Genomic DNA, 26,488 nt, shown 5'->3' with positions numbered 1-26,488 from the left:
CGAAATCGGCTCAAAATGAACCATTTCAAAAAAATCGGGGCGAAATCTGGCAGTAGCCTGAGGTTAAAACCGACGGGCTGCTAGAGACGCGATTGAAAAAGCATACGAATTCGCAGAAATAATGCCCTTTGCCTGTAGGAAGGTGGACGAATCTAATCCTTTTCTCAGGGAGTTGGTTATATCGTTCGGTGCTGCGGGTTATGTCGCATTATTTGAGATTGATGACAACAAGACCGTGACGATTTTAGCAATTAGGCATCAGCGTGAGGAAGATTTTCATTAATAACAACCATTTCAGATTTTTCTAATCCCTCATTTCACTGAGGTCGTTTTCCGTCAGACGCTGCGTACTTTGGGTAGCACAAGCTTCCGGCAATCCTGTTTCGGCGGAAAGGCAGGGCGCACGAAACAGGCGTCCACTCCACATGCCCTTAAAGCTGCGCTGGGTCACAATCACCCAGAAAACAGCCAAAGCAACTGTGAACAAGGCTCCCAAGGGCAAAAACACGCTCCAGTGGGTCTCGCGTGCGAGCAGGTAGGTGGCGGCGTTAAATACGCCCAATGGAAAGGTAAAGCCCCACCAGCCCATATTGAAAGGCAACCCCTCGCCCAGATAACGCAGGGTAAAAAACACCGCCATCAGCAGCCACCACAGCCCGAATCCCCAGAGAATCAGGGCAACGAACAGGCCGGCCATGAAGCCAAAGTTGCCCATGGCTGCCAGAGCCGTTCCTGCAAATACTTTCTGATCAGCCAGCCCCAGAGTGATCATCGCCATGGCGCCGGTCCCCAAGGGTCCCAAAGGCAGCCAGGCGGACACCGCCATATCCTGATGAGGAAGCTTGTGCAGGGTCAGGCGCAAAAGCAGAATGGCCAGAATCCCCATGGCCAGCAGTATTGATATGGCCCAGAGCAGGTAACTCACGTAAATAACGGTGACTCCCAAGGCAGATGACAAGTGTTGCGCCAGTAACCCGCCACTGGCCGCCGCCACTTCCGGAGGAACAATGGGCAACAGCCAGGCAGCCGTCATTTTTTCAACACTGTGTTCCTGAGCGGTAAACATGAAAAAAGGCACCAGCAACACCGAAAACACGGCCAGAGCCACATCTACCCACCACAGGATGGTAGTGATTTGCAGAGACCAAGTAGTGACCGGCCAGATAATGAGCATGCCATTGACGATGGTAGCGAAACCCATGGGTATGGCACCAATGAAAAGAGACTGCACCGGATGCTGAAAGAGACGGCGAAAGCTGGCCGGATAAAACGCCGCCCGTCCCAGAAACAGCAGGGCAAACAGCGCGAAAAATAATGTGTTAATAGTCCATAGACCCTGTGCAAAGGTTTTCTGACCCCAGTCACCATAAGGAAATTCGGCAATCATGAGCGCCAGAATCCCCGTACCCATATTGGCGGCGAACCAGTTGGGGGTGAAGTGACGAACGATTTCCCGGGGATCGTTTCCGGGGACTTCAGCGAATAGTTTCATAGTGATTGATTCCGGTGCTGTACATTTGCGCTAAGCTTGCACCTGGACAGGATATTCATCCAATGCTAGTTTTTCATAGGTGTAATAATCACAGATAATTTCTTAAACACCGGAGCCGGTTTATGCTGCATCAGCGTATTGATCCTGTTTTGTTGCTGGTCTGGGCCCAGGCTGCGCGCCATGGCAATCTTCATGCGGCGGCAGACAGCCTGTTCATGACCCAGCCCGCCGTCTCTCACCGCCTTAAAACCCTGCAGGAAATTGTCGGAGAACCGCTCTATCAACGGAATCGCCACGGTATCACCCCCACGGCCATGGGGATGGCGCTGTTACGCATCGCCGAACAAATCGAAAATGCCCTCGAAGACGCCCGCGATCTCTGTCAGGACACCGAAAAAATGCTGCGTGGCTCGCTCTCCATTCTCGCCAGCCACAGCAATGCGGAAACCCTGTTGCCGCAGGCCATTGCCCGATTCCAGCAGCAATATCCGGGGGTGTCCCTGCGCCTGATAGCCACCAACAGCCGCGCCGCCAGGGCCATGCGCGATCAGGCTGATCTGGTTTTTGTAGAAGATGATCTGGTCTCACCCGCACAGACCGAGTGGGTTCAGGAAACCCTCCGGGAAACCACTATTGTCCTGCTGGCACCAGAAAGCCCGCACTGGCAACAGTTGGCGCAAAAACCATTACCTTTGCAGGCGTTGGGGTCCGCAGCACTAGTATGGAGAGAAGCAGGTTCAGGCATTCGCGAGCATGCTCTGCAAGCCCTGAAAGATGCTGGAATTTATCCGGAAATCCGTTATGAGTTGAGTGGTCTCGCGGCTATTCGTGATGCTGTACGTTGCGGTTTGGGGGTGAGTTTTGTTTCAGCACTGAATGACAGTGGGGGCCAGCGTCCGGGGCTGATTACCCTGAATACGGAACCGCATATTCATCATCGTCTTTCGGTGTTATATCGCAAGGAGGCCAGCCACAGCACCAGAGCTTTTCTGGAGTTGCTGCGCCAGCCTTCTGTTTAACTAACGGCTTATTTGACTTTTCCACAATGAGCACTGAGATAAGTGCCCTGCATTTGCATATCAGTCACTGTTTCGTAATGAGCCTCGCTATGCACAATAGCAGTAATGACCCAGTGCGAGTTCAGATGACGGGCGCTAGTCTGAAACCAACCTACCTGGGTCATGGAGGCCCCCGGTGCCTGACAATGAAAAGTCCATTGGGTTTTGCCATCGGGCAAAACTTTATGACTGCCGGTACAGCGATCACTTCCCGCAGGCAGAAAAACGGATTCCGGTTTTTGATGAGCTTTCACACAAATCTGCATACTGCGTTCCATGGGGGTGCTGACTGGCGGCGACGAGACTTTCGTTGTGCCAGAAACATGCATCACCCAGAGCCCCGGCTGCATGGGTGCATCGGCAGCCAAGGCAGAAACGGAACTGGCTCCAACCAACAATAAAACGGCGATTCCTAAACGGCGCATAAGGCTTCCTTTGATAATATCTGCAGACTCAAAAAATTTTCTGGACGGCCAGAAATGTAACACAAATATGAGCGGCTACGATATTAAAAACGCCTCTGCGTAATGGCCTTTACCTAATGAGAAATGACCTTTAAGCTGCGCTGGTCAGGATGATCGGGATGCTGCACCAGCCAGTAGTGACTGGCTTCAAAAGCCCCCCAGAAACACAGGGCGATAATTATCAGGGCCAACCACTGCTTCATTTTCCGTCTCCTAGAAAATATGCATCAATGCGTGAATAAAACTCTGGGTTTCCGCACTGACCTTGGGTTTGGGCTTGGGTGGCAGGTAACCGGACAAAAAATATCCGATGGGATACTGATGCCCTGGATCCCCCTGGGGCGCAAGGTCACCCGTTTTGGGGTTATATCGTGCCGTCACCACATCTGGTGGTTGGAAGAAGCCCACATCCGGATACTGCGCCAGCGCCGTATGCATATAGCGAATCCAGATAGGCAAGGCTTGACGAGCCCCCGCCGCCCAGGTCCCCATGGATTGATTATTGTCATACCCTACCCAGACGGATGTCGTAATATTGGGATTAAAGCCATTGAACCAGGCATTATCTTCGTGATTGGTTGTGCCGGTTTTACCCGCGAGATCATGGCGATGAAGAATTTGCGCGGCGACCCCGGTACCCACCCGGATGACCCGCTCCATCATTCGCGTCATCAAAAAAGCCACTCCCGGCGGAATCACGGTTTGCCCGGATGGCGGCCGATAGCCTAAAGGACAACCCAGCAGTGAAACCGTGGTGCCATGCGCAGTGACAATTTTACGAATCAAATAGGGATGGGGCAGAAAGCCCCCGCTGGAAAACACGGCGTAGCCACGCGCAATTTGCAGGGGGGTAAAGTCTCCGGATCCCAATACCATGGAGGGTGAAGCAGGAATCTGTTTTGCTGGAATACCAAAACGCTGCACATAGCGCTTGGCGTAGGGAATGCCGACATGCATCAACAGGCGAACGCTCGGCACATTATGGGAATCCGCCAGATCCTCCCAAACTGGAAAGGGAATATTCGAAAAAGTACGACTGTAGTTGGTCGGCGCATAAACCTGGCCGTTGCCGAGATGAATCACCAGCGGCGTGTCGGCAATGAGGGAAACAGGGGTAAGATAATGTTTGCGCCCGCTGGCCAGATAGGTCGATGCGTCCATGGCCGAAGAATACACAAAAGGTTTGAACCCCGATCCCGGCTGCCGGAAGGCGTAAAGGGCCCGGTCAAAATGACTCAGTTCATAGCTAAAGCCCCCCGACAAAGCCAGGATGGCCCCTGAGCGGCTGGCAAGCGACACCAGGGCACCCTGCACGTGGGGAATCTGCGCCAACTGCCAGCCGCCATGGGGGATATTGTGCCAAACCTTGGTGCCCCAGACGGGGTTGCCCGTTCCCGAGGTGGCCGCGACCACATAGCGTCTTAGCCAGATCAAATCACCGGGTTGCAATACCTGATTGACGGCGGTGGGGGGATTACCCTTGGGAGCAGAGCGTGCCCAGGCGACGTCGCGCAAGCTCAGATGCACCAAATGACGGCCTTGGAAGGAAACCGTCGCCATTTCCGGAGTGGATTTGACCACGACCCCCCAATGCAAATTGGCCGGGTCATGATGGGGTAACTGGCTGGGCCGCTGTCCCTGTAGCGCGGCTTCCATGGCTGCCGTCGATAACTGGGCAATTGGACCATGCCAGGCCTTGGGATCCATGCTGTCCAGACCCATACCGTAGTTTTCCAGACCAACGGCAATATCCCGATCAGCAGCGCGCTGGTCGGTGGGGTTGATACTGGTGTAAACCCGCAGACCAGTGCGGTAGGTAAAATCAGCCCCAAAATGTTTTTCCAGCCAGTTACGAATCCAGTCGGTGGCGTAGGGGGCAATGTTGCTGGCCGGAGCATGATAATGGGCTTTGATGGGCTCTGCCAGAGCCGCGTCTTCCTGCGCCTTGGTGATGTATCCGTAATGCGCCATGTGCCGTAATACATAATCGCGACGGGTTTTTGCCGAAGCGGGTGAGGCAATCGGATTGAAATCCGAGGGTGCCGCTGGCAGGCCCGCCAAGGTTGCCATTTCGCCAATGGTCAGCTGATTGACAGTTTTGCCGTAGTAAGTTTCCGCCGCTGCCTGTACCCCGTACGCCCCCTCTCCCAGATAAATCTTGTTGAGGTACAAATCCAGAATTTGCGGACGATGCAGACGCGCGCCCAGTTTATAAGCCAGCAGAATTTCCGCGACCTTACGGGTAATGGTTTTTTTGGGGGTCAAATAAAAATTGCGGGCCACCTGTTCGGTGATGGTGCTGGCCCCCTGCACCGGAGCCATATGCACCAAATCCACAAATGCCGCGCGGATAATACCCGGAAAGCTGACCGGATAATAAATCGGATTATGACTATAGAATTTTGAATTTTCGGCAGAAATAAAAGCATCTTGCAGCGTCTTGGGAATTTGCTTCAGGGGCAAGGCATAGCGCAGTTGCGGACCAACCACCTGCAGCAGGTGGTCATTGTCTGCATAAATGCGTAACGGCTCCTGAGGATGCCAGTTTTCGAGTTGCACGACGGGTGGCAATTCCTGCCATATCCGCCAGGTCCAAACCCCGATCCCAACCACAATATTCAGGGCAACCAGCAGAAGAACGACAAGCGTCCAGAACACCCAGCGGCGCCGGGAAGAAATTCCACGCGCAGCCAAAATCAGCCCCCAATCCGCAGTGCTATAAAGCAGGTGCTCTTGTTACCAGTCATAACCATGACTCGCCCTCGTGAATCAGGCGGGTAAACCAGCCCGCTGGCTTCACCGCACTTCGGGTTTGAACAGGAACCGTTTTCAGGACATGACCGTGCCAGGAAATTTGCAGGGTACCCATTCCAGCCCCCGCTGCGAGGGGTGCCTTCAAGTTGGGAGTCGGTACGAAGCGGGTTTGCAACCGGGTTTTCTGCTGCTTGGGTTCGGAAACCACGACCGGGCCTGCCGTCACACCCTGCACCGATGCCGGGCTCCAGTCGCCGTTATGCATTTGGGCAACGGTTGCCCCCGCCCTGTAGAGAGAAACATTATGCCAGCCGTTCCAGCCATAGTGGAGCAAGGCGCTGGCATCACTGCCTGCAGCACTTCGCGAAGGCGCACCCAAGACCACGGCCACCAATGTACGACCATCCCGAGTCGCGCTGACCGCCAGATTCCAGCTGTTTTTACCCGCCAAACCCACTCCCAGGCCATTCACTCCATCCTGCCCGGCCAGCGGATTATAGTTGTACTGGGTGATGTGGTTATAGGTATAGGAAACCTTACCGGCAACCTGCATCACTTGCGGATAACTTTGAATCAAACGCGCTGACAAACGGGCAATGTCCAGCGCGGTGCTAATTTGTCCCGGCTGTGGAAGACCATCGGGATTGGTGAAATGGGTGTGCTGCAATCCCATGGCCGCTGCGTCATGGTTCATCAAATCCACAAAACCGCCAACACTGCCGGCCACTGTCTCGGCAATGGCAATGGCGGCATCATTCCCGCCGTCAATCAGGAGTCCATGGGTGAGCTGCGTCATGGTCACTGGCATTCCCGGCTGAATAAACATGCGGGAACCCTGGGCATGCCAGGCGTCTTTGGACACATGCACATTTTCGCCGGGCTGGACCAGACCCTGCTTTTCCGCCTGATACATCAGGTAGGCGGTCATCAGCTTGACCAATCCCGAAGGATTAACCGGCTTTTCATCATTTTCGGCCATCAGAATCTGATCACTGTTGATGTCCAGCAAAACGGCAGACTGAATACCGGTCAATTGTGGCGCCGGCATGGGTGGCGGCGGCGGCAAAGTAGGCATGGGAGGTAGAGGCGGAACGGCCGCATAGGCGACGCTCCCCCAGGAAAATACGGCCGTAATGGCCAGAACAATGGGCAGTTTCATGTTGTTGGGCGGCTCTTCAATCCGGCTAATAATTCCTCATTGGAAAACCATAGTCGGGTAAAAGTTCCCGCCCCGTTGCATGAGACCCGGTCAATCCCGAAAAATCTAGTGCCCACGTCGCCGCAAATAGCGTTCCAGCAGGGTCGATGTGGACCCATCGTGGGGGTGCTGGGTTTTCCCCTGCATATCAGAAACAATGCGCTGCGCCAGCACCTTACCCAATTCCACGCCCCACTGATCAAATGAGTCAATGCCCCAGATGATCCCCTGAGTGAATACGCTGTGTTCATACAAAGCAACCAGTGTACCCAGACTATGCGGACTCAGGGCATCCACGAGAAGCACGCTACTCGGACGGTTTCCGGCAAACGTGCGGAAGGGGACTTGCGCTTCGGAAATACCCTCAGCCCGCAACTCCTCCGCCGTTTTACCAAAAGCCAACGCCTCTGCCTGGGCAATCAGATTCGCCATCAACAATTCATGCTGTTCTGCTGAAGCACTGAGCGGATGACAGAAGCCAATGAAATCGCAGGGAATCAATCGCGTACCCTGATGAATCAGCTGATAAAAAGAATGTTGTCCATCGGTTCCCGGCTCACCCCAGATAATGGGACCACTATCTACGGACAGCAGTTGTCCGGCTTCATTGACACTTTTACCATTACTTTCCATTTGTAGCTGCTGTAAATAGGCCGGGAAACGCGCCAGATCATAAGCATAAGGTAAAATAGCCTGGGTTTGCGCTCCCCAGAAATTGTTGTACCAGATGGACATAAGGCCCAGTAACACCGGCAGATTCTGTTCCAGCGGCGCGTTCCGGAAATGCGTATCCATGGCATGAAAACCGGCGAGCATTTCCTGAAAATGCTGCACCCCCACGCCGAGCATGGTGGACAAGCCAATAGCCGAATCCATGGAATAGCGGCCCCCCACCCAGTCCCAGAAGCCGAACATATGTTCAGTATCCATACCAAAGGCCTTGACGGCTTCGGCATTGGTCGAAACCGCCACAAAATGCCGGGATACTGCATCTTCGCCCAAAGCAGAGGTAATCCAGTGCCGGGCGGCATGGGCATTGGTCATGGTTTCCAGCGTAGTAAACGTCTTGGATGAAATAATGAACAGGGTTTCTGCAGGATCCAGATGCGCCGTCACATCGCTGAGCGTCGCGCCATCCACATTAGCCACAAAATGCAGATGAACATCGGTATGCCGGTAGGCACGCAGGGCTTTCCAGGCCATTTCCGGACCCAGGTAAGAACCGCCAATGCCAATATTCACAATCTGGCGAATCGGCTGACCGGTGGCACCCCGCCAGGACTGTTCATGAATGGCCCGGGTAAAACGTGCCATATGCTCCAGCACCTGATGCACTTCAGGGACAACGTCCACCCCCCCGGTGCGCATAACCGTACCCTTGGGTGCCCGCAAAGCCGCATGAAATGCGGCCCTGCCCTCGGTATGGTTGATTTTTTCCCCGGCAAACATGGCGTCGCGGCGCGCTTCCAGATCACGACTGCGGGCAAGATCAAAAAGCAGATTCAGGGTTTCCCGACGCAGCAAATGCTTGGAGTAATCCAGATAAATGCCGCAGGCTTCTGCCGAAAAATGCCCGGCACGCTGGGGATCTTCCCGAAAAAGCTGACGCAGAGTGACATCTTCCCAGCTCTTGCGGTGCGCCTGTAAATGTTGCCATGCGGGTGAAGCGGTCAGAGGGGCTGCAGACATGAGGCGACTCCTTGGTCAAAACAAACAGGATGATTTTGCACAATTCATTTACTTGAAGAGTAGGCTATGCCCTCAATTTCCCGCAAGCATTAATCCTTCAGGTTAATGGCTTTGCTTCTGCCAGGCTTCGCGGAGCAAGCGCAAAAAACTTTCCTCAGTCTGACTCAAGGCAACCCAGTCCGCCTGATCCCGATCCACTGCCAATTGCCTGAGCAAGCTGCCCAACTCGCGATGGTAAAGTTGATGATGGCGCATCAGCAAATCTTGATTTGCTGGCTCCAGACTTTGGAGATAAGCATGAATGGGACAGGATTTGTCATCACTGAGGGTTTCCGCGTGCAGCAAATGTGGGTTTTGGCGGGCCATTTTGGTCAAAAGGTTGTGATTGGCCATTTGGGCCGCATAAATTCCCAGAAGGGTCGAAGGATGCGTGCGCACCGGTTGCTTGCGTCGCAACCAGGTACGCAGCCGACTGATGGGCATGGGACGGGCGATATGTCTGCCTTGCAGCAGAGGAATATTGAGCGTCATCATCGCATCGAGAACCGCTTCGTTTTCGACGCCTTCCACTACCAGATCCACCGCCAATCCCTGAGCCAGATCGCGCACGGCCAACACAAAATGTAAATCATCCGGGCGTTGCGCCAGAGTGCGCACGAACCCTTGGTCCAGCTTGATTTCATCCACGGGCAACTCCTTCAGACGCAATAGGGAGGCATAGGCACTGCCCACATCATCTAGGGCCAGACGGACACCTAATGCGCGAATCTGGCGTAACAATTCCAGTGCGGAATTGCGTTCAAGAAAATCTGTCCCTTCAAGAATTTCGAGAATAATACGGGCCGGATCAAGGCCACTATCGAGAATAATCTGACGGATTTGGCGAATACAAGGCTTGGTAAGTGATTGCGGATCAATATTCACAGAGACCCATAAGCCATCCCCTGCCTCACCAAGACTGTTCAGGTCTTCCAGAGACTGCGCCAACATACGTTGGGTCAGATGACACAAGTGGCTGCCCCGCAGTTGGGGCAGAAAATCCCGGGGAGTTAATATGCGACCATCATCTGCTTGCAAGCGGGCCAATGATTCCATACCGGCAACCCGGCTCGACTGGGTATCCCAAACCGGCTGATACAACACCAGAAGCTGCCCACTGGCGAGGAGTCGCTGGGCGAGTGGCGCACGCTCCAGAGCAGTACCGGGTTCGTGCAGGATCCAGCAGGCATCTCGTTCATTTTTATTGTTTTTACTTTCATAAAGCGCGCGATCCGCCTGGCGGAGCAACTCTTCTGGGCTCAGTGTTTGCTCAGCACCCGCGTAGACACTCACCCCAATGCTCAATCCGACACGGACACTCTGACCATTCTCCAGTTGAATGGGCGAGGTCATCACACGCTCAATTTTACGCAATATCTGATAAAGGTCGTCCTGATTTTGCACGGACTCCAGCAAAATCACGAATTCGTCACCACCAAAGCGACCAACCATGTCATTTTTTCGCAAAACTTCCGCCAAACGATGTCCCAGGCTCACCAGAACCTGATCACCCGCTTCGTGCCCAAACGCATCATTAATCGGCTTGAAGCGGTCAAGATCCAACATACAAACGGCCAGCACATGATCCTGACGCTGCTGGCGAGCCATCGCCAGTTCCAATTGACTTTCCAGCAGACGCCGATTTGCAAGACCCGTCAGGGGATCGTAAAAAGCCACTTTTTCCAGTTTTTGTCGGGCTTCTTCAATTTGCATTTTTTCTTCGGCCAGTTTTTGCTTCAGAACCAGCTCGTCCAGCCCATGGCCGACCAAGAGTGCTACCTGCCTTAGGACATCACAAATGTCTTCCGAAAACATTTGTGGCCGATCGCCAATGACCGCGAGAATCGCCCAGCGTTCTCCGCCATGTTCAATAGGCAAGGCAGCGGCCGCACGCCAACCATATTCCAGAGCTTGAGCACGCCAGGGTTGAATGAGCGGATCAACCAGGTAATCCTGCTGAACCACCAGGGCATCAGCCCGCCACGCCCGGGCCCCGACCGTTTGCCCCTCGGGCAAGTCTGCAGACACCGGCCAACGTCTTTTCAGGGCATTAGAAGCACTCCAACCCGCGTAGGCCAAGGCGTCCATACAACCATCTGCGGCAGGTCGTGCAATCCAGGTGGCAATAAAGATGCCGCTGTCAATCAGCTGCTGACAACTCTTTTGCAAGAGCCCTTGCATATCTTCAGCCGCCAGAGTCACTTCACCGGCCCGCAGCAGCGCCTGCTGTAAAGCGCGGGTTCGCTGCAGAGAAAAATAATCATGCTGACGCTGGAGAAAATCCTGCAGATCTGCACTCACCTGACTCAATATCTCTGTCACCTGGTCTGGGAAACCGGCCCCCCGGGCACGCTGCAAAGCTATATGACCACGCCGACCATCGGGCCAGATAAAGTCCTGGGTTATGCTATTGCCCAATTGATGGCTTTTACTGAAATCCCCCCAGGTTCTCCAAAGCTGTACCTTGTCACGCTCCTCGTCGACCAAGTCTGGAGCCTGTTCCAATTCATTCCGAAAAGTGCTTGCAAGCGGGCCAGCTACTGCACAAAGCACCGCCGTATCCAAGGCGTTGCCATCTTTGACAATCCATACCAGAGGCAACTCCAGCTGTTTCTGCAGGATTTCACAGAAGCTCTGAAAAATCAGCTTTTCATCCTGGCCGACGTTCTCCGAGAATAATCGACTAACGGCACTTACTGCACCGATAACCCGTTCTCTCACCAGCAATTCTTTCTGACTCTGCCGCAAAGCCACGGTGCGTTCTTCAACACGCCGCTCTAACCATCTATTCCCGTGGCGCAGGGCCTCCCTGTTGCGCACAGACTCAGCCATCATTGCAGCTGCAAACAGAACAACGCTCATCATGCCCATTCCCATAATTTGTAAAACAGCTATGGGGTGTAGAGGCATAGCCGCACTGAATGGCCCCAGGCCACGGGCGGTACCGGCAATGGCAATCAAAAACAAGAGCAGCACCAAACGTGAAACCGCATCGACAGGAAATCGTGTCAGTGCCCAAAGTATGGGCAAAAGCAGTAAAAACACCAATCCGACAATGCCTGCAAATTCTGCATATCGATGCCAGAAAAGCATTGTGGTGGCAGCAACAGCAAAGCCCGAAAAAAGCCAGAGCCAAGCCCCGCCGGAAACAAACTCACGCCAGGACCAACCTTTCTGCCAAGATAACAAATTACTGGCCACCAGCAAGACACCGAAGCTCACACCACTACTATTGCTGAGCATCTCCAGCAGGACTGCAGGGGATGCCCACGGCAAGGACGATAGTTGCCAGGCTGTCCCCCATAGTCCAGTCATTATTCCATTCAAAACGACAGGAAAAACCATAAATGAGAGCAAATCATTGCGATATGTCAACGAGTTCCAGCCAACAGTCCGTCGATACATCAGGCGCACCGAGATCCATGCCGAAAGCAGTTCTCCAGCTGCCAATCCAAACGCGTTGAATGGACTGTAACCCAGAGACCAGTCACCGAGAAAACCGCCCAACAGTAAACCTGGCCATAAGACGTTGCCCCTGCGCATCACCAGAAAAACATACAGCCCAGAGGTCGCCCAAACCGACAAATACCAATGTTGCGCAGGGTCAGGGATCAATATGCCAGCAAACTGATTCAACAGTATCAACCCTGCAAGGACGGTGATCTGATCCAGCAGATACAGATAGAGACGCGACCTGGCGCTTCTGGGAATCCAATGACCTAGAGGCATATTTGGTGCTGCTTTAGCACGGTGTTCTCCCCAATATCGAGTAATAGGCAACACTGAAATCATTCATTTCTATTTCTTTGGGACTGTAACAATTTGAAGTAAAAAACTCATTATTTTTGTTGAACTGCAGCACTGACAAGAACAATAATAATTTAAGCAGGTATTTTTATACTGGGTTATTTTATAGCATTCGGTTCATTTAAACCACCCTATAATGGTTGTTATGCACCCAGTGACCATCCCCTATATTACAAGACGCTGATAAAGCAGGTGTTCATAGATGACCAAACCATGGCACAACCTTTGCTGATGGTGTACCAGTAGTCAGCAATAGCATAAAAAGCTAAGGGAGTATCATCATGATTATCGAAAATTCATTACCGGTGCTTCTGAGCCGTCTGGATTTTGCCTGGATCACTTCTATGCACATTCTCTGGACGCCCATGACCATCGGCATGTCCTGGCTGCTCTTTTTTATGGAGCTCGCCTGGTTAAAAAGCGGCGATGAGCGTTGGTATAAGCTTAATCGTTTTTTTGAAAAAATCTTCATCATCAATTTTGGCGCAGGTGTTGCTACCGGCGTCACCATGGAAATGGCCTTTGGTATTCTCTACGGCCCTTTCTCTCAGGCTGTCGGCCCTTTCTTCGGTAACATTCTTGGTTTTGAAACCATTACCGCCTTCATGTATGAAGCCGGCTTTATCGGTCTGATGGTATTTGGTTGGGGCAAAATCAGCAAAGGAATGCATTTATTTGCCACTTTAAACGTTGGCATTTCTTCCAGCTTGTCCGCCATGTGGATTCTGGTCGCCAACTCCTGGATGCAGACGCCCAATGGGGTTGTACTGAAAGATGGATTATTTCAGGTCAGTAACTGGTGGCATGCCATTCTCAATGACAATTTCATCTGGGGCTTTCCACACATGTGGGTCGCCACTGTAGAGTTGGCGTTGTTTGTATTCGCCTCGGTGAGTGCATGGTTCGTCCTCAAGAATCGTAATGCGGACCTCTTCATTAAACTTTTGAAACCTACTTTATTGGCCCTGTTGATTGTGGCTCCTCTGCAGATTTACATCGGGGACAGTGCCGGTAAAGACGTAGCGGATACCCAACCTACTTCCCTGGCGGCTATGGAGGGACATTTTCACACCTACCTGCCCGATGGCAAGCCAAATACCTCATGGAATCTTATTGCAATTCCTGATGTAGAGGCGGGTAAAAATCTGTTCTCCATTCAGATTCCACACGTTCTCAGCTTGCTGGAAACTCATACTTGGGATGGTGTTGTTAAGGGTATGGACCAATATCCGGTAAATGAGCGCCCTGATGTTTGGGTACCCTTCTATGCCTTCCGGGTGATGGTAGCCATTGGTTTCGCTTTGTTCTTCGTCGCAATTTGGGGTAACTGGTTGCGCATGCGGGGCAGAATGAATGCCTCGGAATTACGCAAACATCCGTGGTTCTTGCGTGCAGTGGTTTTCTCTGGATTCCTGCCTTTCCTCGCTATTTGGGGTGGTTGGTGGGTTCGGGAAATCGGTCGTCAGCCCTGGGTGGTATTCGGCCTGATGCGGACCTACGAAGGGGTCAGCAACATGAGCATGGCCCAGGAAATTGTCTGGTTTGTCGGTTATATCATTTTTGAGCTGGTGGTCTGGTCCGGCGCCTGGTACTTCTTCAGTCGCGTCATCCAGAAGGGTGTCGATGACATTCCACACTCCGACACTTTGTTTCACGATCACGGTGAAGATCATGATGCTGCGCAAGCGGGGGGCGGGCATGTTGCACCGACTTTCGCCCACAAGCCCATGATGCACTCGGATCGTTAACAGACCCGGATCAGAGGGAGGAATCTATTCCTCCCTCCTCAATTAATTAAGTCACCGGAGTAATGAGTATGGAACTTAGTTCAGATATTGTTCGTATCGTATCTGCCCTCTCCACCTGGTGGTGGATGATACTTGGGCTGATGTTTTTGTTATATATCGCTTTGGACGGGGCTGATCTCGGCGCCGGCATTTTTGCCTTGTTCTCCAAGGATGAAGAAGAGCGTGGCGCCATTATGGCATCCATGGCAGGCTTCTGGGACGGCAACGAGACCTGGCTGGTAGTCGCTGGCGGTGTATTGTTTGGTGCTTTCCCTCTGGTTTATGGGTCTGCCTTCAACTTTTTGATGATTCCCCTGATGATCGCTCTGTGGGGCATCATCTCCCGCGCTGTGGCTTTTGAATTTCATATTCATGCCCGCAGCAGCAAACGTTTGTGGGGCTGGGCTTTCGCCATCGGCAGTTTGACCGCGCCATTTTTCGCCGGTGTCTCGCTCGGTGCCGTATTACAGGGTTTCCCCATGAAATCCGGCATTGCCATGAGTGGAATCGCATCACGGGGTTTCACAACCCCCGTGATGCACTATGCGGGTGGGGCCATGAACTTCCTGACCCCATTTTCCATCTGGACGGGTTTCGGTGCGGTGATTGCCGCCGGTCTGGCGGGAGGATTGTTTCTCTGTGCCCGCTTTTTACCAGGCGATGTGATTCATGAACGCGCCAAGTCCTGGACCAACCTGTTCTCCTATCTGGCGTTAATAGCGATTGTCATCACGCTGGTTTGGTCTTATGCCATTTTCCCCTGGGCCGCTGCCAAGTGGACAGGTCCCAATTGGTGGATCTGGGCCATCTGGTTTGTCATCGTCCTGTTCTTCGCTTTCAAATCCATGACCAACCACTCCATGCAACATGATTTTACTGCGCTGCTTTGGGGTGAAGGGGTAGTGGTTCTACTCTGGGCGGCCATGTGGGCAACCATGTTTCCCTATATTGTACCGGGTACATGGACCGTACATGCAGCCTCCAATCCAGCCAATTCCATGGCGGTGTTTACCTTGTTTATGACCGGTTTTGTGCCTGTCATGATCATGTACAACTGGTATCAGATCTGGGTATTCCGGGGTCGCTTCACTAAAAAAAGCGTCTACGGCGCCCACTAATAGTGGCTTGCTGAAAAAACCGGTCGCTGCTTCGGCGCGGCCGGTTTTTTTATGACCAAACGCAACTTTTTCCATACACAACAGTCATAAAAGCTGCAGTGAGATAAAAAAATTTCAATTCAACAAGGCCAACATCATGAAATCAAGCTCCTTGAAAACAGCCCCCATAAAATCAACGCAATTACTTGGGCTCGCCGCCGAACTTCATCCCTCCACGCATTCCGTAAAAAATCCTGATCTGGATGATTTACTGAATGCCCTGGAAGAACGTCACCAGTTCATCAACAGCCAATGGCAGGAAATCATGCAGCGCCTGCCTGAAGAAAGGCCCGATGCCATGATGGATCAGATTCTGCTGATGGATCATGAACTCACGCGCTACCAACGCTATTTTGTCATTCTCAAGGAAACCCTGCGTCATTGCGCGCCCGATCTGTTGGACGCCTCCTGAAAATCAGTGGTAGTTCACTTTGGTTTACCCCGATGCTGAGGGTATAATCGGGGATTGTCCATTCCGGAACCTTTTTCCTTGATTGCAAATGCTTTGACCGGGCACTGCCCTGGCAGAAAATCGAGATGACTGCACCGATGCAGAATCTTCAGCGCGGCTTTAGGATCAAGGCCCTCGCCCTTTTCTTCCTGGCGTTCCTCTTTTTTGCCTGGGGTACTGGCAACACCAGCCTCTGGGATATTGATGAACCCATTTACGCGCAAAGCCTGAAAGATCAGATTGCCGCCGATAACCTCGTCGTCCCGACTTATAATGATCGCTTGATGCCGGACAAGCCTGCCCTGAATTACTGGTTAATGTGGTCAGGAGTCCGTTTACTGGGTATGAATTCCTGGGGATTACGCATTGGCTCAGCCCTGGTCGGGGCGTTATTGGTCTTTTATTTGATTATCGCCCTGCGCCGCCTCTACGGGGAGTCCATCGCCCTGCTCAGTGGGTTACTGACTGCCACCGCACTGCACAGTACCATTATTTTTCGCAGCGCCACCCCCGATCCACTGCTGATATTATTGGTCACCATTGCGTTATTAAGTTACTTGCGTGGATATATTTATCCAGAAATTCGTACCCGCGAATTCCATTGGACCTATGCCGCTATGGCCCTGGCCACCCTGGATAAAGGACCCATCGGGTTTCTATTGCCGGGACTCATTATTGTCTTGTTTCTATTATTGCGTCAGCAGTTACCCCTACTATGGAAAGAGGGACGACTGACAACCGGCATTCCGCTTTTTTTGATGATCATGCTGCCCTGGTATCTGGCGGTAGGTATTGAAACCCACTGGAATTGGGATCGTCTTTTTATTTTTGAGCAAAATATCGGGCGCTTTGATGACAGCATGCAAGGCCACCGGGGTCCCTGGTTTTACTATCTCATCAGTACTTTTCTGGGCATGCTGCCCTGGTCCATATTTTTACCGCAAGTGCTGCATGATCTTTGGCTGAAGCGACGCCACTTTTTGCAAAACCAGGCCATACCACTATTTCTGCTGCTATGGGCAGGCACCTGGATCGCCTTTTTCACCCTCTCCGCGACCAAACTTCCCAATTATGTCTGGGAGGCCTATCCACCTTTATTTATTCTTCTTGCCTTCTGGTTTGACAAAATCCGCGCCCAATCCAAGTTACCGCAAACCTGGGGACTGGCTCTATCCTTCAGCACCTTGTTTCTGATAGGACTCGCGCTGAGCATTTTTGCTGCCTGGATTTTACCCCTGCGCGAACCGCATTTTCCTGGAATGGTTGAAATTGGGTTTCCCTATATGCTTGCAGCAGTCTTCGCCATGCTCCTGATTTGGCAAAAACATTGGCCAGCAGCTTGGGCTAGTCTGGGAGTGGGCAGTATTGTCCTCAGTGGTCTTCTGGTATTTGTCATTCTTCCGCCGATCAATGCGCTCAAACCCTCCAGAGCCATGGGACAGGAAATTGCTGCCATTCAGGGCAAGCATCCTTATCATCTGGCCTCCTGGGACTGGTTTCAGCCGAGCTTCCTGTTTTATGCCGGGCGCGGGGACATGCCCATTCGTCATCTGTCGTCATTAGCAGAATTACGGACTGTTCTGGGTGAAAACCCGCTTTATCTGGTTTGTCCCTCTCGCGATGTTTCTGCCGTAGAGGCAGCCATTCCCCAAGATTATCGAACACAAAATCTCATGACCGCTTATGAAATATATAGTCACGAAAACATCAGCCTGCTGCAAATCAAAAACCTCCCGCACACCAAGGGCACCCGGCCTGATCCCCTGGTGTCTGATCCTGTAAAAACAGAATAAAGCGTATGTCGGAATCATCCTCATCTGCACACAAGACCGATAAGCACAGGCTCTGGCTGCTCCGCAGCATTTTTCTCAGTGCCTTGGCCATCTATGGCGGAACCTGGTTGGGTTATTATTTGTTCAGCCGTGGTCTGGATCCCGTTTCCGGGTCTATTGCCAAGGCTTTGATCAATTGGGATGCCAAATGGTATGTGGATATTGCCACTCACGGTTACCGCTACATACCGCATGCCGATTTTGGACAAAACATCATTTTTTTTCCACTTTATCCGGCTCTGTGCAAGGGCTTCAGCCTCATTTTGCCATTCAATATTTCCGCCATTAGCATAGGCTTGGCTCTATTTTTTGGATTACTCTCGGTGCTGTTATTTCAGCGCCTTGCCAAGAACTGGCTGGAACCCGATAGCGCCGCTTTTGCCACTCTGAGTTATGCCCTGTATCCTGCCGCCGCTTTTTTCATCAGCGCCTATCCGACTTCCTTGATGAATTGTCTGGCCATCGCCACACTGATTGCGCTCCGTCAACAACGTCCGTTTCAGGCCGCTCTCTGGGCGGGAATCGGCACGGCTTCCGGACCTTTGATGGTTTTTTTCGCTTTCGGAATATGGCTGGTTTTACTGGGGCGCGTTTGGGCGGACAGGCAAAACTGTGCGTTCATCCCCATATTCAAGGGAATAAGCCTGGGAATAATCGCTTGCAGTGGGCTGGGTGTATTCATGGCCTACCAATGGTATTTATTCCAGACGCCTTTTGCCTTTGTGGTGGCTCATGGTCCCTATATTGGCCATTTATCACTTCTGGACAAACTGCAAAATATTGTCGAACTATTCCCCTTGTGGGGAGGAGACTATACGCCGTTAATCCATGCATTATTGCTGGAACCGACAGTGCTGAATCCCGCCCGCAGTGTCTATTTTTTCATGAATGCCGTGATCTTGCTGGTTAATTTTGTTGCTCTGGGAATTTTATGCTGGAAACGCCAATGGGCCTTACTGGTCATCAGCATTCCCCTGGTTTTTGCTTACTTATGGTTTCAGGGAGCGGCACAGGGACCGGTTTCTACTTACCGCCTGCTTTATATCAATCTGCCCTTGTTTCTCGCGGCTGGCTGGATATATCAAAGCCTAGCCCATAAAACCTGGACGCATTGGCTTCTGGGCATAGAAATGGCTGCCCTTGTCCTGCAGGCAGCCTTTTTCATTTCCGGGCATTGGGCATTCTGAACCCCATTTTACCTGTTATTGCACGTTATCAGGCTGGCGAACAACACTGAATGAACGTTTTTCGCGACATACGCTCTTGACCCGTTTTCTGTCTCTGCATATCATCAACATAAATTATGGCGATGGATTCCGCCCAATAACCGCCTTTATAGGCTAATGATTCCTACTGATCCCGACTGCAAGGTCGGGCTTTGGAATGTTAGTTATACTTATAAGGGGGAGGTATGCTTCGCGACATCGTCCTGCAGTGTGGGCAAGTTCTCACCGTGATGTTTCTGGCACCACTGCTGCATGGCTTCATCACCACCGTGGAAGAGCGTGTTCAGCGCGGTCAAGGGCCTTCCATTTTCCAGCCCTATCGCGATCTCTGGAAACTGTTCAACAAGTCGTTGCTGGTACCCGAATCTGCCACCTGGGTTTTCTTTTGGGCACCCGTAGTTGCGTTCACCGCCATGCTCATCGTGCCGATGCTCATTCCGGTGCTGACCAACTTTCCCCTGCCTCTCTCGGACATGGGAGATATTTTGGGTGGCGGACTTATTCTGACCCTGGGCAGTTTTTTTATCCTGCTGGCCGGCCTGGATACCGGCCAGCCCTTCGGTGGTTTAGGTTCCAGCCGCGCCGTCATGCTCGGCATTCTCGCCGAACCGACGCTGATCCTGGTATTTGTAGGCATCACTTTTCTGGACCATTCCATGCTGCCTTTTGTCGCCAATCATCTATTGGCCAAAAATCCGGTAGCCTACTGGAGTCCTGCCCATATTTTTCTGATTCTGGCTTTTTTCATTCTGCTTACCGTGGAAACTGACCGCTTGCCCATTCATTCCACGATCCCCTATGAAATCTACATGATTGATGAGGCGCGCATCCTGGAATATTCCGGCCCCCTGCTGGCTCTGCTGAAATGGGCGGGCTGGATGAAACAGTTCATTTTATACACGATTTTTCTCAATGTATTTCTGTTTCCCTGGGGTTTGTCCACCACTGGCAGCTTTCCGTCAGTCCTCCTGGCCCTGCTGATCATCCTGGCCAAATACGGCGTGATCGGCCTGCTTATGGTGGGGGTCGATACCATGCAGTCCCGTCTGCGCTTTTATCGCTATCAGGAGCCCCTGGCGCTGTCTTTTCTTTTTGCCGTATTGGCCATTGTTGCCGACCAACTATAGGAGCGACTTATGCTGATATTTCATCTCGGTCCGTTGGCCACCTCATTATTCAGCCTCCTCGCTATCCTCGCGCTGGTTTTATCTTTTGTCATGCTCGCTTCGCACTGGCTGAAAAATCATGTTTATGCTTTTGCGGCCGAATCCTGGACCATTGCGGCCATTTCTGCATCCATTGGCTACTATGGACATTATCCCGAGCTATATATTATTGCGGCATTGACGGCCTTGTTTCGGGGCACTTTTTTACCCTATCTGGTCCTCCGACTGGTCAAACGACTGGATATTCAGCGCGAATTCACCCCCCTGCTGAAGCCTTCTTCCAGCATGATTCTCGGTGCAGTACTGGTGATTTTTTCCTATGAGGTGTCCCGGCAACTGGGCGTTGCCCTCCATCTGACTGACAATATTGCCGTGCTGGCTCTGACCTGCATGTTCAGCCTCAAATTGATCGGCTTTTTGATGATGATTTTGCGTTCGGAGGCTATCAGTCACATTCTGGGCTTGCTGGTCATCGAAAACGGGATTTTTCTGGGTTCGCAGATTCTGGTTCCGGGTATGCCCGTACTGCTCGAGCTGGTGATCATCTTTGATTTGCTGACGATCGTCATGGCCTTCGGCATGCTGGTACGATTCCTCCAGACCCATGCTGGTACAACCAGTAGCCGTGGTCTGCAAAAGTTGGTGGGTTAACGCATGGTGAATTTTGCTGCACTGATTGCCGCACTCTGGATTATCCCCGGCGTCGCCATCATTCTGATGCTGGCCCTGCGTCGGCCGCATCTGGCCGAATATCTCAACCTGCTGACTTCCATAGTGGTTTTCGGCCTGACTCTGGCGATTCTCGTAGCTGTTCCCAACAAGGCTCTGGTCACCGGAGCGCAGTACATTTTATTGACCCCTTTGGGAGCCTGGGTGCTGTTTTGCGTAGGCCTGGTCTATCTGCTGGCGTCCATCTACGCCATTGGCTACATGCGCCTGCTTCCCGAAGAAAAGCCCCGACTGCACAAATACTATGCCCTGCAAGCGGGTTTTGCTTTGACCATGCTCATTGCGCCGTTGATGAATAATCCCGGCATTTTCTGGATTGCCATTGATTTCACGACTATTGTCAGCGCTTTTCTGGTGGGTTTCGAAAAAGAAGCCGAATGCATAGAAGCTGCCTGGAAGTACCTGATCGTCGTTTCTGCGGGGCTGGCCCTGGCGCTCCTGGGTATTATCCTTTTTTACTGGGGTGGCACCTTCGTGCTCGGTCCGACTTATGCCCTGACCTGGGCCAATCTCCGTGAAGTCGCCCCCAAGGTTCCCGAAACCCTTTTGTTTTTGGCTTTTCTTCTGACTCTGGTGGGTTTTGGCACCAAGGTGGGTCTCGCCCCCATGCACACCTGGCTTCCTGATGCCCATAGCGAAGGCCCGGCCCCTGTGTCCGCCATGCTCTCCGGTGCATTACTCAATATTGCCCTGCTGGGGATTTATCGTTTTTTATCCATTGTCGACAGTGGTGGTTACAGCCTCATGGGGCACACCGCACTACTGGTACTGGGCGTACTGTCCCTCTTTGTGGCAGGCCTGTTTATCGTTCGTCAGGACGGCGCCAAGCGCATGCTGGCTTATTCTTCTTTGGAACACATGGGGGTACTGGCCATTGGTTTCGGCTTTGGTGGCCCCATTGCCTTTGCCGGAGCCATGTATCACATGGTCAATCACTCCCTGAATAAATCCCTGATGTTTTTCGGGGCGGGCAACATGATGCGTGCTTACGGCACCAAGTCCATGAGTAAAATGCGTCAGATACTGCGCTACTATCCGGTGACGGGTGCAGTCTGGCTACTGGGTGCCGTGGCTATTACCGGAGCTCCGCCCTTCGGATTGTTTTTATCGGAGCTGACCATTTTGCGGGGTGGTATTCTCAGCCCCAATCCCTGGGCGGTCTGGGTGATGGCCATTCTGCTCATTCTCATATTTATCGCCTTCATGAATCATTTCAGGCGCATGATCTGGGGCCCGGAACCGGAACCCGATGAGGTGCCCACGCTCAAGTTATCCCTGTGGAATAGCCTACCCATGTGGCTGGCCCTGATTCCTGTGCTGGTGCTGGGACTTTGGTGGCCCAGTGGCTTGTGGGGATTTTTCCAACAGGCATTTCTGGTGCAGCCATGAATATGCACAGTCCAATGAATCATTGCAGCCTCCGCGCTGTCACGACGGGGCAGCTCGCGGCAGTCGCCCAGGAATGTCTGGATCAGCAGATGCGTTTCCTCATGGCCTGGCATGACTGGGAAGGGCAGCAATGCGTCGTGCGTTATTTGTTGAGCCAAAAAGACAATCCCGAATTTGTCCTGCTGGAATTACGCGGCACTGACAGCATTCCTTCGCTCGCGGCTCTTGTTCCGCTCCTGGGCTGGTACGAACGGGAAATGCAAGACCTTGGTGGTCTTCATTTTACCGGACACCCCGAACCCTTCCCCCTGATTATTCACGAAGGCTTCAGCGTTTCCCAGCCGCCACTCGGCATAAACGGCGGTTCAGGTCATCTAAGCGGCCTTTACCAGCCACCCACCATGCCCGAAGTACAGGGTGATCAGGTGCAGGATTTGTACTGGGGACCAGTGCGTGCTGATGTGGTGGAAACCGCTGAATTTCACTATTCCTATATTGGTGAGGCCATTCTTCACTATCACCCGCGCCTGTTTTTCAAGCACCGGGGTATGGAAGCCCGTTTTGCCGGCCAAGACGCGCAGCGCAGTGTTTACCTGGCCGAACGGGTTTCCGGAGTGGGCAGCGCCTGCCATGCTCTCGCCTATTGTCAGGCCGTAGAAAATGCCTGGGGCATTGAAGTTCCGCCCCGAGCGCAGCTGCTGCGGGTGATTATCGTCGAACTGGAGCGTCTTTATAACCATTTCCACTATTTTGGGCAGTTGTCCAAAACCACGACCCTCAAAGTCGGTGCCGCCACCGGCTTCCTGATGGAAGAAAAAGTCAAACAACTGGCCGGAGAATTAACGGGTTCCCGCTATTTGCGCAGCCTGCTGCGGGTGGGTGGGCTCCGCCGGGACTTGCAGGCCGAGCATTTGGCTCACGCCCTGGAGCCCATCATTGATGAAGGCGAGGCTTATCTGGATAGACTGCAGCAAACGGCGACCCACCTGGATCGACTGATGGGCACCGGCATACTTTCGCAAAATGCCGCTTTTGATCAGGGAGCCACCGGTCCCGTCGCCCGCGCTTCCGGACTGGACCGCGATTTACGTCGGGACCATCCCTATGCGGCTTACCAGAAATTGCGCTTCAATGTGCCGGTACGCCAAAAAGGTGATGCCATGGCCCGCAGCGAGGTCCGTGCGGAATCCCTGCGTGAGGCCATTGCCCTGCTGGTACAGGCAGCGGGTCGCCTCAAAGCCGGTCCTGTGCATGCGCAATACGACGTGCCAAGCGGAGCACAGCAAGGCCTGGGCTGGGCCGAAACCCCGCGAGGCACGCTGATTTATGCCGTCCGCATTGAGGATGGACGCCTGCAACGGGTCAAAATCAAATCACCCTCGTTTTCCAACTGGCGGGTGTTTCCACTGACGGTACATGGTACCAACATGATGGATTACGCCATTAACGAAGCGAGCTTCGGCCTCACTATTGCCGGTTGCGACCGCTAGGAGAAAAGCATGCCTTTATGGACCTGGACAGGACTCAAAGCCGGTAAAGCGGCTACCCGCTGGCCCCAAAGTGGGCCCGATGGACAGGAAGGAGTATTGGGAATGCCGCGCCTGAATATTGACGCCTGCCGCAGCGGTTGTGATCTTTGTGTGGAGAGCTGTCCAACCCAGGCCATTCATCAGGTGGATGGCGAGCCGGTGATTGATTATGGGCGCTGCATTGTCTGCCAGCGTTGCGTGGAAGAATGCCCCGAGGGGGCCATGCAAAGTTCCTATGATTGGGCTTTTGGAGTACGTCAGCGAAGTGACCTGATCTGGTCGTCCGCACTGGAAAGCAGCGCAGCCGAAGACCTGCGTAAACGCATTGCGGCCAGCCAGCGCCGCAGTCTGCATATTCGCCATGTGGATGCCGGTTCCTGCAACGCCTGCGAGTCTGAAATCAGTGCGCTGGACAATCCTTTTTATAACTTGCACCGACTGGGCATTTTCTTTACGCCCTCACCGCGTTTTGCCGACCTGCTGATGGTCACGGGGCCCGTAACCGCACCCATGCACGACGTACTGCTGGCCACCTGGGAAGCCATGCCCGAACCACGTAGTGTCATGGCTACTGGCACCTGTGCCGTCTCAGGCGCGCCCATGGATGAGGGTTATGCCGGCGGATCCGGACTGGAAGACATTCTCCCGGTAGACATCTGGCTGCCGGGCTGTCCCCCCAATCCGGCAGCACTCATTCATGCCTTGCTGCTCCTGGTCGAACGCATGCCGCAAAAGGTGACAGGAGGCCAATATGCTCGATAGTTTCCTGCTGGGCGTGCTGCTTTTTGTTCTCGCCATTGTTCTTGGTCTGCTGCGCCTGAGTTTCGGCGCACGTATTGCCCTCGTTTTCGGCACCGTGGCGATACTGGTGGGCAGCGTCCTCAGTCTGGTTGCAGGTTCTGGCCCTGACACTGGACAGCTTTGGTCCCTGGGCACCATTCCAGTCACCTGGCACCTGCAGGCGGCTGCCGCCTGGCTGGTATTCTGGGGTGGACTCGCCGCGTTAGCGGCCTTCCTTTCACCCAGTCGCGCCAAAAATCCTGCCATCTGGATGTCCGGGGCAGGGCTGGCTTTACTGGGAAGTCTCGGGGTTGCCGGTTTACAGGAAGGGATCGCGTTTCTGATTGCCTGGGAATTTTTGAGTTTTGGCGGCGCCATCATGCTGCTCGCCGACGGGTTGCAACATCGTGAAAAAAGCGGTCAGTCCAATTTATATATGCTGGCGCTGCTCGAGATTGGCGCCGTCGCGTTGTTGCTGTGCCTGCTATTACTAGGGGCCAGGAATACTGAATTTGCCGCCTGGGCGGGGTCCTGGGCAACTTATGGATCAGCGGCCTTTGGCATTGCCGTTTTGTTCATCATTGGCTTCGGTGCCAAGCTGGGTATTTTACCCTTCTACGAATGGTATCCCGGTGCCTACGGTAGTGGCAGCGGCGCATCGGGGGCATTATTATCCGGCATCATCCTCAATGTGGCCTACTTTGCCCTGGGCCGGGCCATGCTCGACTGGTTACCCCGTAGCAGCGCCACCGGCACCGGTATTTTACTGGTTGCATTGGGCACCATCACCGCTATTCTGGCTATTTTATACGCCTTTCAGCAGGAAGACTGGCGCCGCCTGCTGGCTTTTTCCACGGCTGAAAACGCCGGATTAGCGGTAGTCGCGCTGGGCGCCGCCTCCCTGTTCCGGGCTGACGGTTTGAATATGCTCAGTACCCTGGCCTGGACCGTAGGTCTCATTCATCTGGGCGGTCACAGCCTGGCCAAAGGCAGCATGATGCTCAGTGCGGACCGGGTTGCCAGCGTGCGCGGAGACTATGCCATTGCGCAGAGCCGGGTGCTGGCACTCGCTCCCTGGACCCTGGGTATCGGCGCACTGCTGGGCGCCATGAGCCTGGCCGCCATGCCGCCTACTGCCGGGTTTGCGGGAGAATGGTATTTGTTTCAGACGGTCTTTCAGGACTTTCATCTGACCAGTTCTGCCGCCAGAGTCACCCTGGCCTTGAGTGGAGCGGGGTTGGCACTGACTGCCGCCATCGCCCTGGCCACCATGATCAAGGTCTTCGGCCTGGGTTTACTGGGTCGCGAGGAAAACCAACACAGCATTACCGGACGCTGGCCCATTCTCGCTTTGGGCTTGTTGGTTCTGGGCTATGCTGCAGCACTTCCCTGGACCCTCGGCTTTCTCGCCGAAGATAACTGGCCCGCTGTTCCCGCCGCCCTGGCCAGTATGGTGAAAGGACCGATTCTGATTCCTCTGCGTTTTCATTTTGCGTTTATTTCACCGCCTCTGCTGCTGCTGATGGGACTGCTATTATCCCTGATTCCATTAGCCATGCTGGGCTGGAGTCATCTTCGTCAGGGGCGCAGGCGCGTGCCGGTCTGGGGTCACGGATTACGCCAGATACCGGCCAACAATGCGGTCACGGCTTTGGCTTTTTCCAACGCTTTGCGTGAGTTCTACAGCTTTGTCTACCGCCCCAGCACCAATACCCGGAAAAGCCATAGCGAAAGAAGTTATTTCGTTCGTGAACTGCATTTTGATTACAGTCAGGCCCCAGTATTTGGTCCCTGGTTATTTCGTCCTGTGGTGCGCTTCGTGCAAATCATGAGTGACCGGCTGGGACTGGCCTTACAAAATGGTTCCCTGAATGCCTATCTGGCCTATATTGGAATACTGCTCATCATTATTTTTGCGAGTGTTTTTTATATTTAATTAAG

General features: G+C 53.2%; 19 protein-coding genes, 1 pseudogene and 1 riboswitch. Of the genes and pseudogenes, 13 read left to right on the top strand and 7 right to left on the bottom strand.

The genetic code is table 11. The features are described 5' to 3' along the window. Nucleotides 1–85: 85 nt before the first annotated feature. Nucleotides 86–283, top strand: a pseudogene (locus HAP95_RS17400) (type II toxin-antitoxin system RelE/ParE family toxin); the annotation flags it as partial. Between the two features lie 21 nt (nt 284–304). On the opposite strand, the gene HAP95_RS15370 reads toward HAP95_RS17400, so the two are convergent. Next, nucleotides 305–1,492 carry a TDT family transporter gene (locus HAP95_RS15370; protein ID WP_215885010.1) on the bottom strand — a complete coding sequence of 396 codons (1,188 nt, stop codon included), beginning with the start codon at nt 1,490–1,492 and terminating at the stop codon, nt 305–307. 122 nt (nt 1,493–1,614) lie between these two features. Here HAP95_RS15370 and HAP95_RS15365 point away from each other — a divergent pair, with 122 nt between their 5' ends. Beyond that, on the top strand, nt 1,615–2,511 hold the full coding sequence (locus HAP95_RS15365) for a LysR family transcriptional regulator (RefSeq protein WP_215885009.1): 897 nt from the start codon (nt 1,615–1,617) through the stop codon (nt 2,509–2,511). A gap of 8 nt (nt 2,512–2,519) precedes the next feature. Here HAP95_RS15365 and HAP95_RS15360 read toward each other — a convergent pair whose 3' ends face one another. The 6 genes from HAP95_RS15360 to HAP95_RS15340 form a co-directional block, all read right to left on the bottom strand. Further along, nucleotides 2,520–2,975: a DUF3617 domain-containing protein gene (locus HAP95_RS15360; RefSeq protein ID WP_215885008.1), complete on the bottom strand. Its 456-nt coding sequence runs from the start codon at nt 2,973–2,975 to the stop codon at nt 2,520–2,522. Between the two features lie 113 nt (nt 2,976–3,088). Then, on the bottom strand, nt 3,089–3,217 hold the full coding sequence (locus HAP95_RS17355; RefSeq protein WP_264318863.1) for a hypothetical protein: 129 nt from the start codon (nt 3,215–3,217) through the stop codon (nt 3,089–3,091). Between the two features lie 10 nt (nt 3,218–3,227). After that, a complete protein-coding gene (locus HAP95_RS15355) occupies nt 3,228–5,708 on the bottom strand; it encodes a penicillin-binding protein 1A (protein ID WP_215885007.1) in 2,481 nt (826 codons plus the stop codon). Between the two features lie 49 nt (nt 5,709–5,757). After that, entirely contained in the window at nt 5,758–6,927 is a 1,170-nt protein-coding gene (locus tag HAP95_RS15350) for a D-alanyl-D-alanine carboxypeptidase family protein (protein ID WP_215885006.1), read from the bottom strand. A gap of 105 nt (nt 6,928–7,032) precedes the next feature. Continuing rightward, the gene (gene pgi / locus HAP95_RS15345) at nt 7,033–8,655 is read right to left on the bottom strand and encodes a glucose-6-phosphate isomerase (protein WP_215885005.1); all 1,623 of its coding nucleotides are present in this window, start codon (nt 8,653–8,655) and stop codon (nt 7,033–7,035) included. Nucleotides 8,656–8,757: 102 nt separating this feature from the next. Beyond that, on the bottom strand, nt 8,758–12,423 hold the full coding sequence (locus HAP95_RS15340) for a bifunctional diguanylate cyclase/phosphodiesterase (protein WP_215885004.1): 3,666 nt from the start codon (nt 12,421–12,423) through the stop codon (nt 8,758–8,760). A gap of 359 nt (nt 12,424–12,782) precedes the next feature. On the opposite strand from HAP95_RS15340, the gene HAP95_RS15335 reads away from it, so the two are divergent. The 11 genes from HAP95_RS15335 to HAP95_RS15285 all read left to right on the top strand — a co-directional run bounded on the left by HAP95_RS15335 (nt 12,783) and on the right by HAP95_RS15285 (nt 26,483). Further along, a complete protein-coding gene (locus HAP95_RS15335) occupies nt 12,783–14,249 on the top strand; it encodes a cytochrome ubiquinol oxidase subunit I (protein ID WP_215885003.1) in 1,467 nt (488 codons plus the stop codon). A 68-nt stretch (nt 14,250–14,317) separates the two neighbouring features. Then, entirely contained in the window at nt 14,318–15,406 is a 1,089-nt protein-coding gene (gene cydB / locus HAP95_RS15330; protein ID WP_215885002.1) for a cytochrome d ubiquinol oxidase subunit II, read from the top strand. Nucleotides 15,407–15,542: 136 nt separating this feature from the next. After that, the gene (locus HAP95_RS15325) at nt 15,543–15,857 is read left to right on the top strand and encodes a hypothetical protein (RefSeq protein WP_215885001.1); all 315 of its coding nucleotides are present in this window, start codon (nt 15,543–15,545) and stop codon (nt 15,855–15,857) included. A gap of 125 nt (nt 15,858–15,982) precedes the next feature. Continuing rightward, a complete protein-coding gene (locus tag HAP95_RS15320) occupies nt 15,983–17,689 on the top strand; it encodes an ArnT family glycosyltransferase (protein ID WP_215885000.1) in 1,707 nt (568 codons plus the stop codon). Nucleotides 17,690–17,694: 5 nt separating this feature from the next. Then, nucleotides 17,695–18,915, top strand: coding sequence for a mannosyltransferase family protein (locus tag HAP95_RS15315; protein WP_215884999.1), 1,221 nt, complete (start codon nt 17,695–17,697; stop codon nt 18,913–18,915). Between the two features lie 109 nt (nt 18,916–19,024). Then, a riboswitch (Fluoride riboswitch) is annotated at nt 19,025–19,088 on the top strand. Nucleotides 19,089–19,139: 51 nt separating this feature from the next. After that, nucleotides 19,140–20,081 carry a respiratory chain complex I subunit 1 family protein gene (locus HAP95_RS15310; RefSeq protein WP_215884998.1) on the top strand — a complete coding sequence of 314 codons (942 nt, stop codon included), beginning with the start codon at nt 19,140–19,142 and terminating at the stop codon, nt 20,079–20,081. 9 nt (nt 20,082–20,090) lie between these two features. Then, on the top strand, nt 20,091–20,771 hold the full coding sequence (locus HAP95_RS15305) for a hydrogenase (RefSeq protein WP_215884997.1): 681 nt from the start codon (nt 20,091–20,093) through the stop codon (nt 20,769–20,771). A 3-nt stretch (nt 20,772–20,774) separates the two neighbouring features. Then, on the top strand, nt 20,775–22,238 hold the full coding sequence (locus tag HAP95_RS15300; RefSeq protein ID WP_215884996.1) for a proton-conducting transporter transmembrane domain-containing protein: 1,464 nt from the start codon (nt 20,775–20,777) through the stop codon (nt 22,236–22,238). Then, nucleotides 22,235–23,728 carry a hydrogenase large subunit gene (locus HAP95_RS15295; protein WP_215884995.1) on the top strand — a complete coding sequence of 498 codons (1,494 nt, stop codon included), beginning with the start codon at nt 22,235–22,237 and terminating at the stop codon, nt 23,726–23,728. The genes HAP95_RS15300 and HAP95_RS15295 overlap by 4 nt, the downstream gene beginning before the upstream one ends. Before the next feature lie 9 nt (nt 23,729–23,737). Next, nucleotides 23,738–24,529, top strand: a complete 792-nt coding sequence (locus HAP95_RS15290; RefSeq protein ID WP_215884994.1) for an NADH-quinone oxidoreductase subunit B family protein — start codon at nt 23,738–23,740, stop codon at nt 24,527–24,529. Further along, on the top strand, nt 24,519–26,483 hold the full coding sequence (locus HAP95_RS15285) for a proton-conducting transporter transmembrane domain-containing protein (protein WP_215884993.1): 1,965 nt from the start codon (nt 24,519–24,521) through the stop codon (nt 26,481–26,483). The genes HAP95_RS15290 and HAP95_RS15285 overlap by 11 nt, the downstream gene beginning before the upstream one ends. Nucleotides 26,484–26,488 lie beyond the last annotated feature (5 nt).

This window comes from Acidithiobacillus sulfurivorans (genome assembly GCF_018853815.1).
GTDB lineage: Bacteria > Pseudomonadota > Gammaproteobacteria > Acidithiobacillales > Acidithiobacillaceae > Acidithiobacillus > Acidithiobacillus sulfurivorans.
This window is presented reverse-complemented; position numbering and strand designations above follow the sequence as displayed.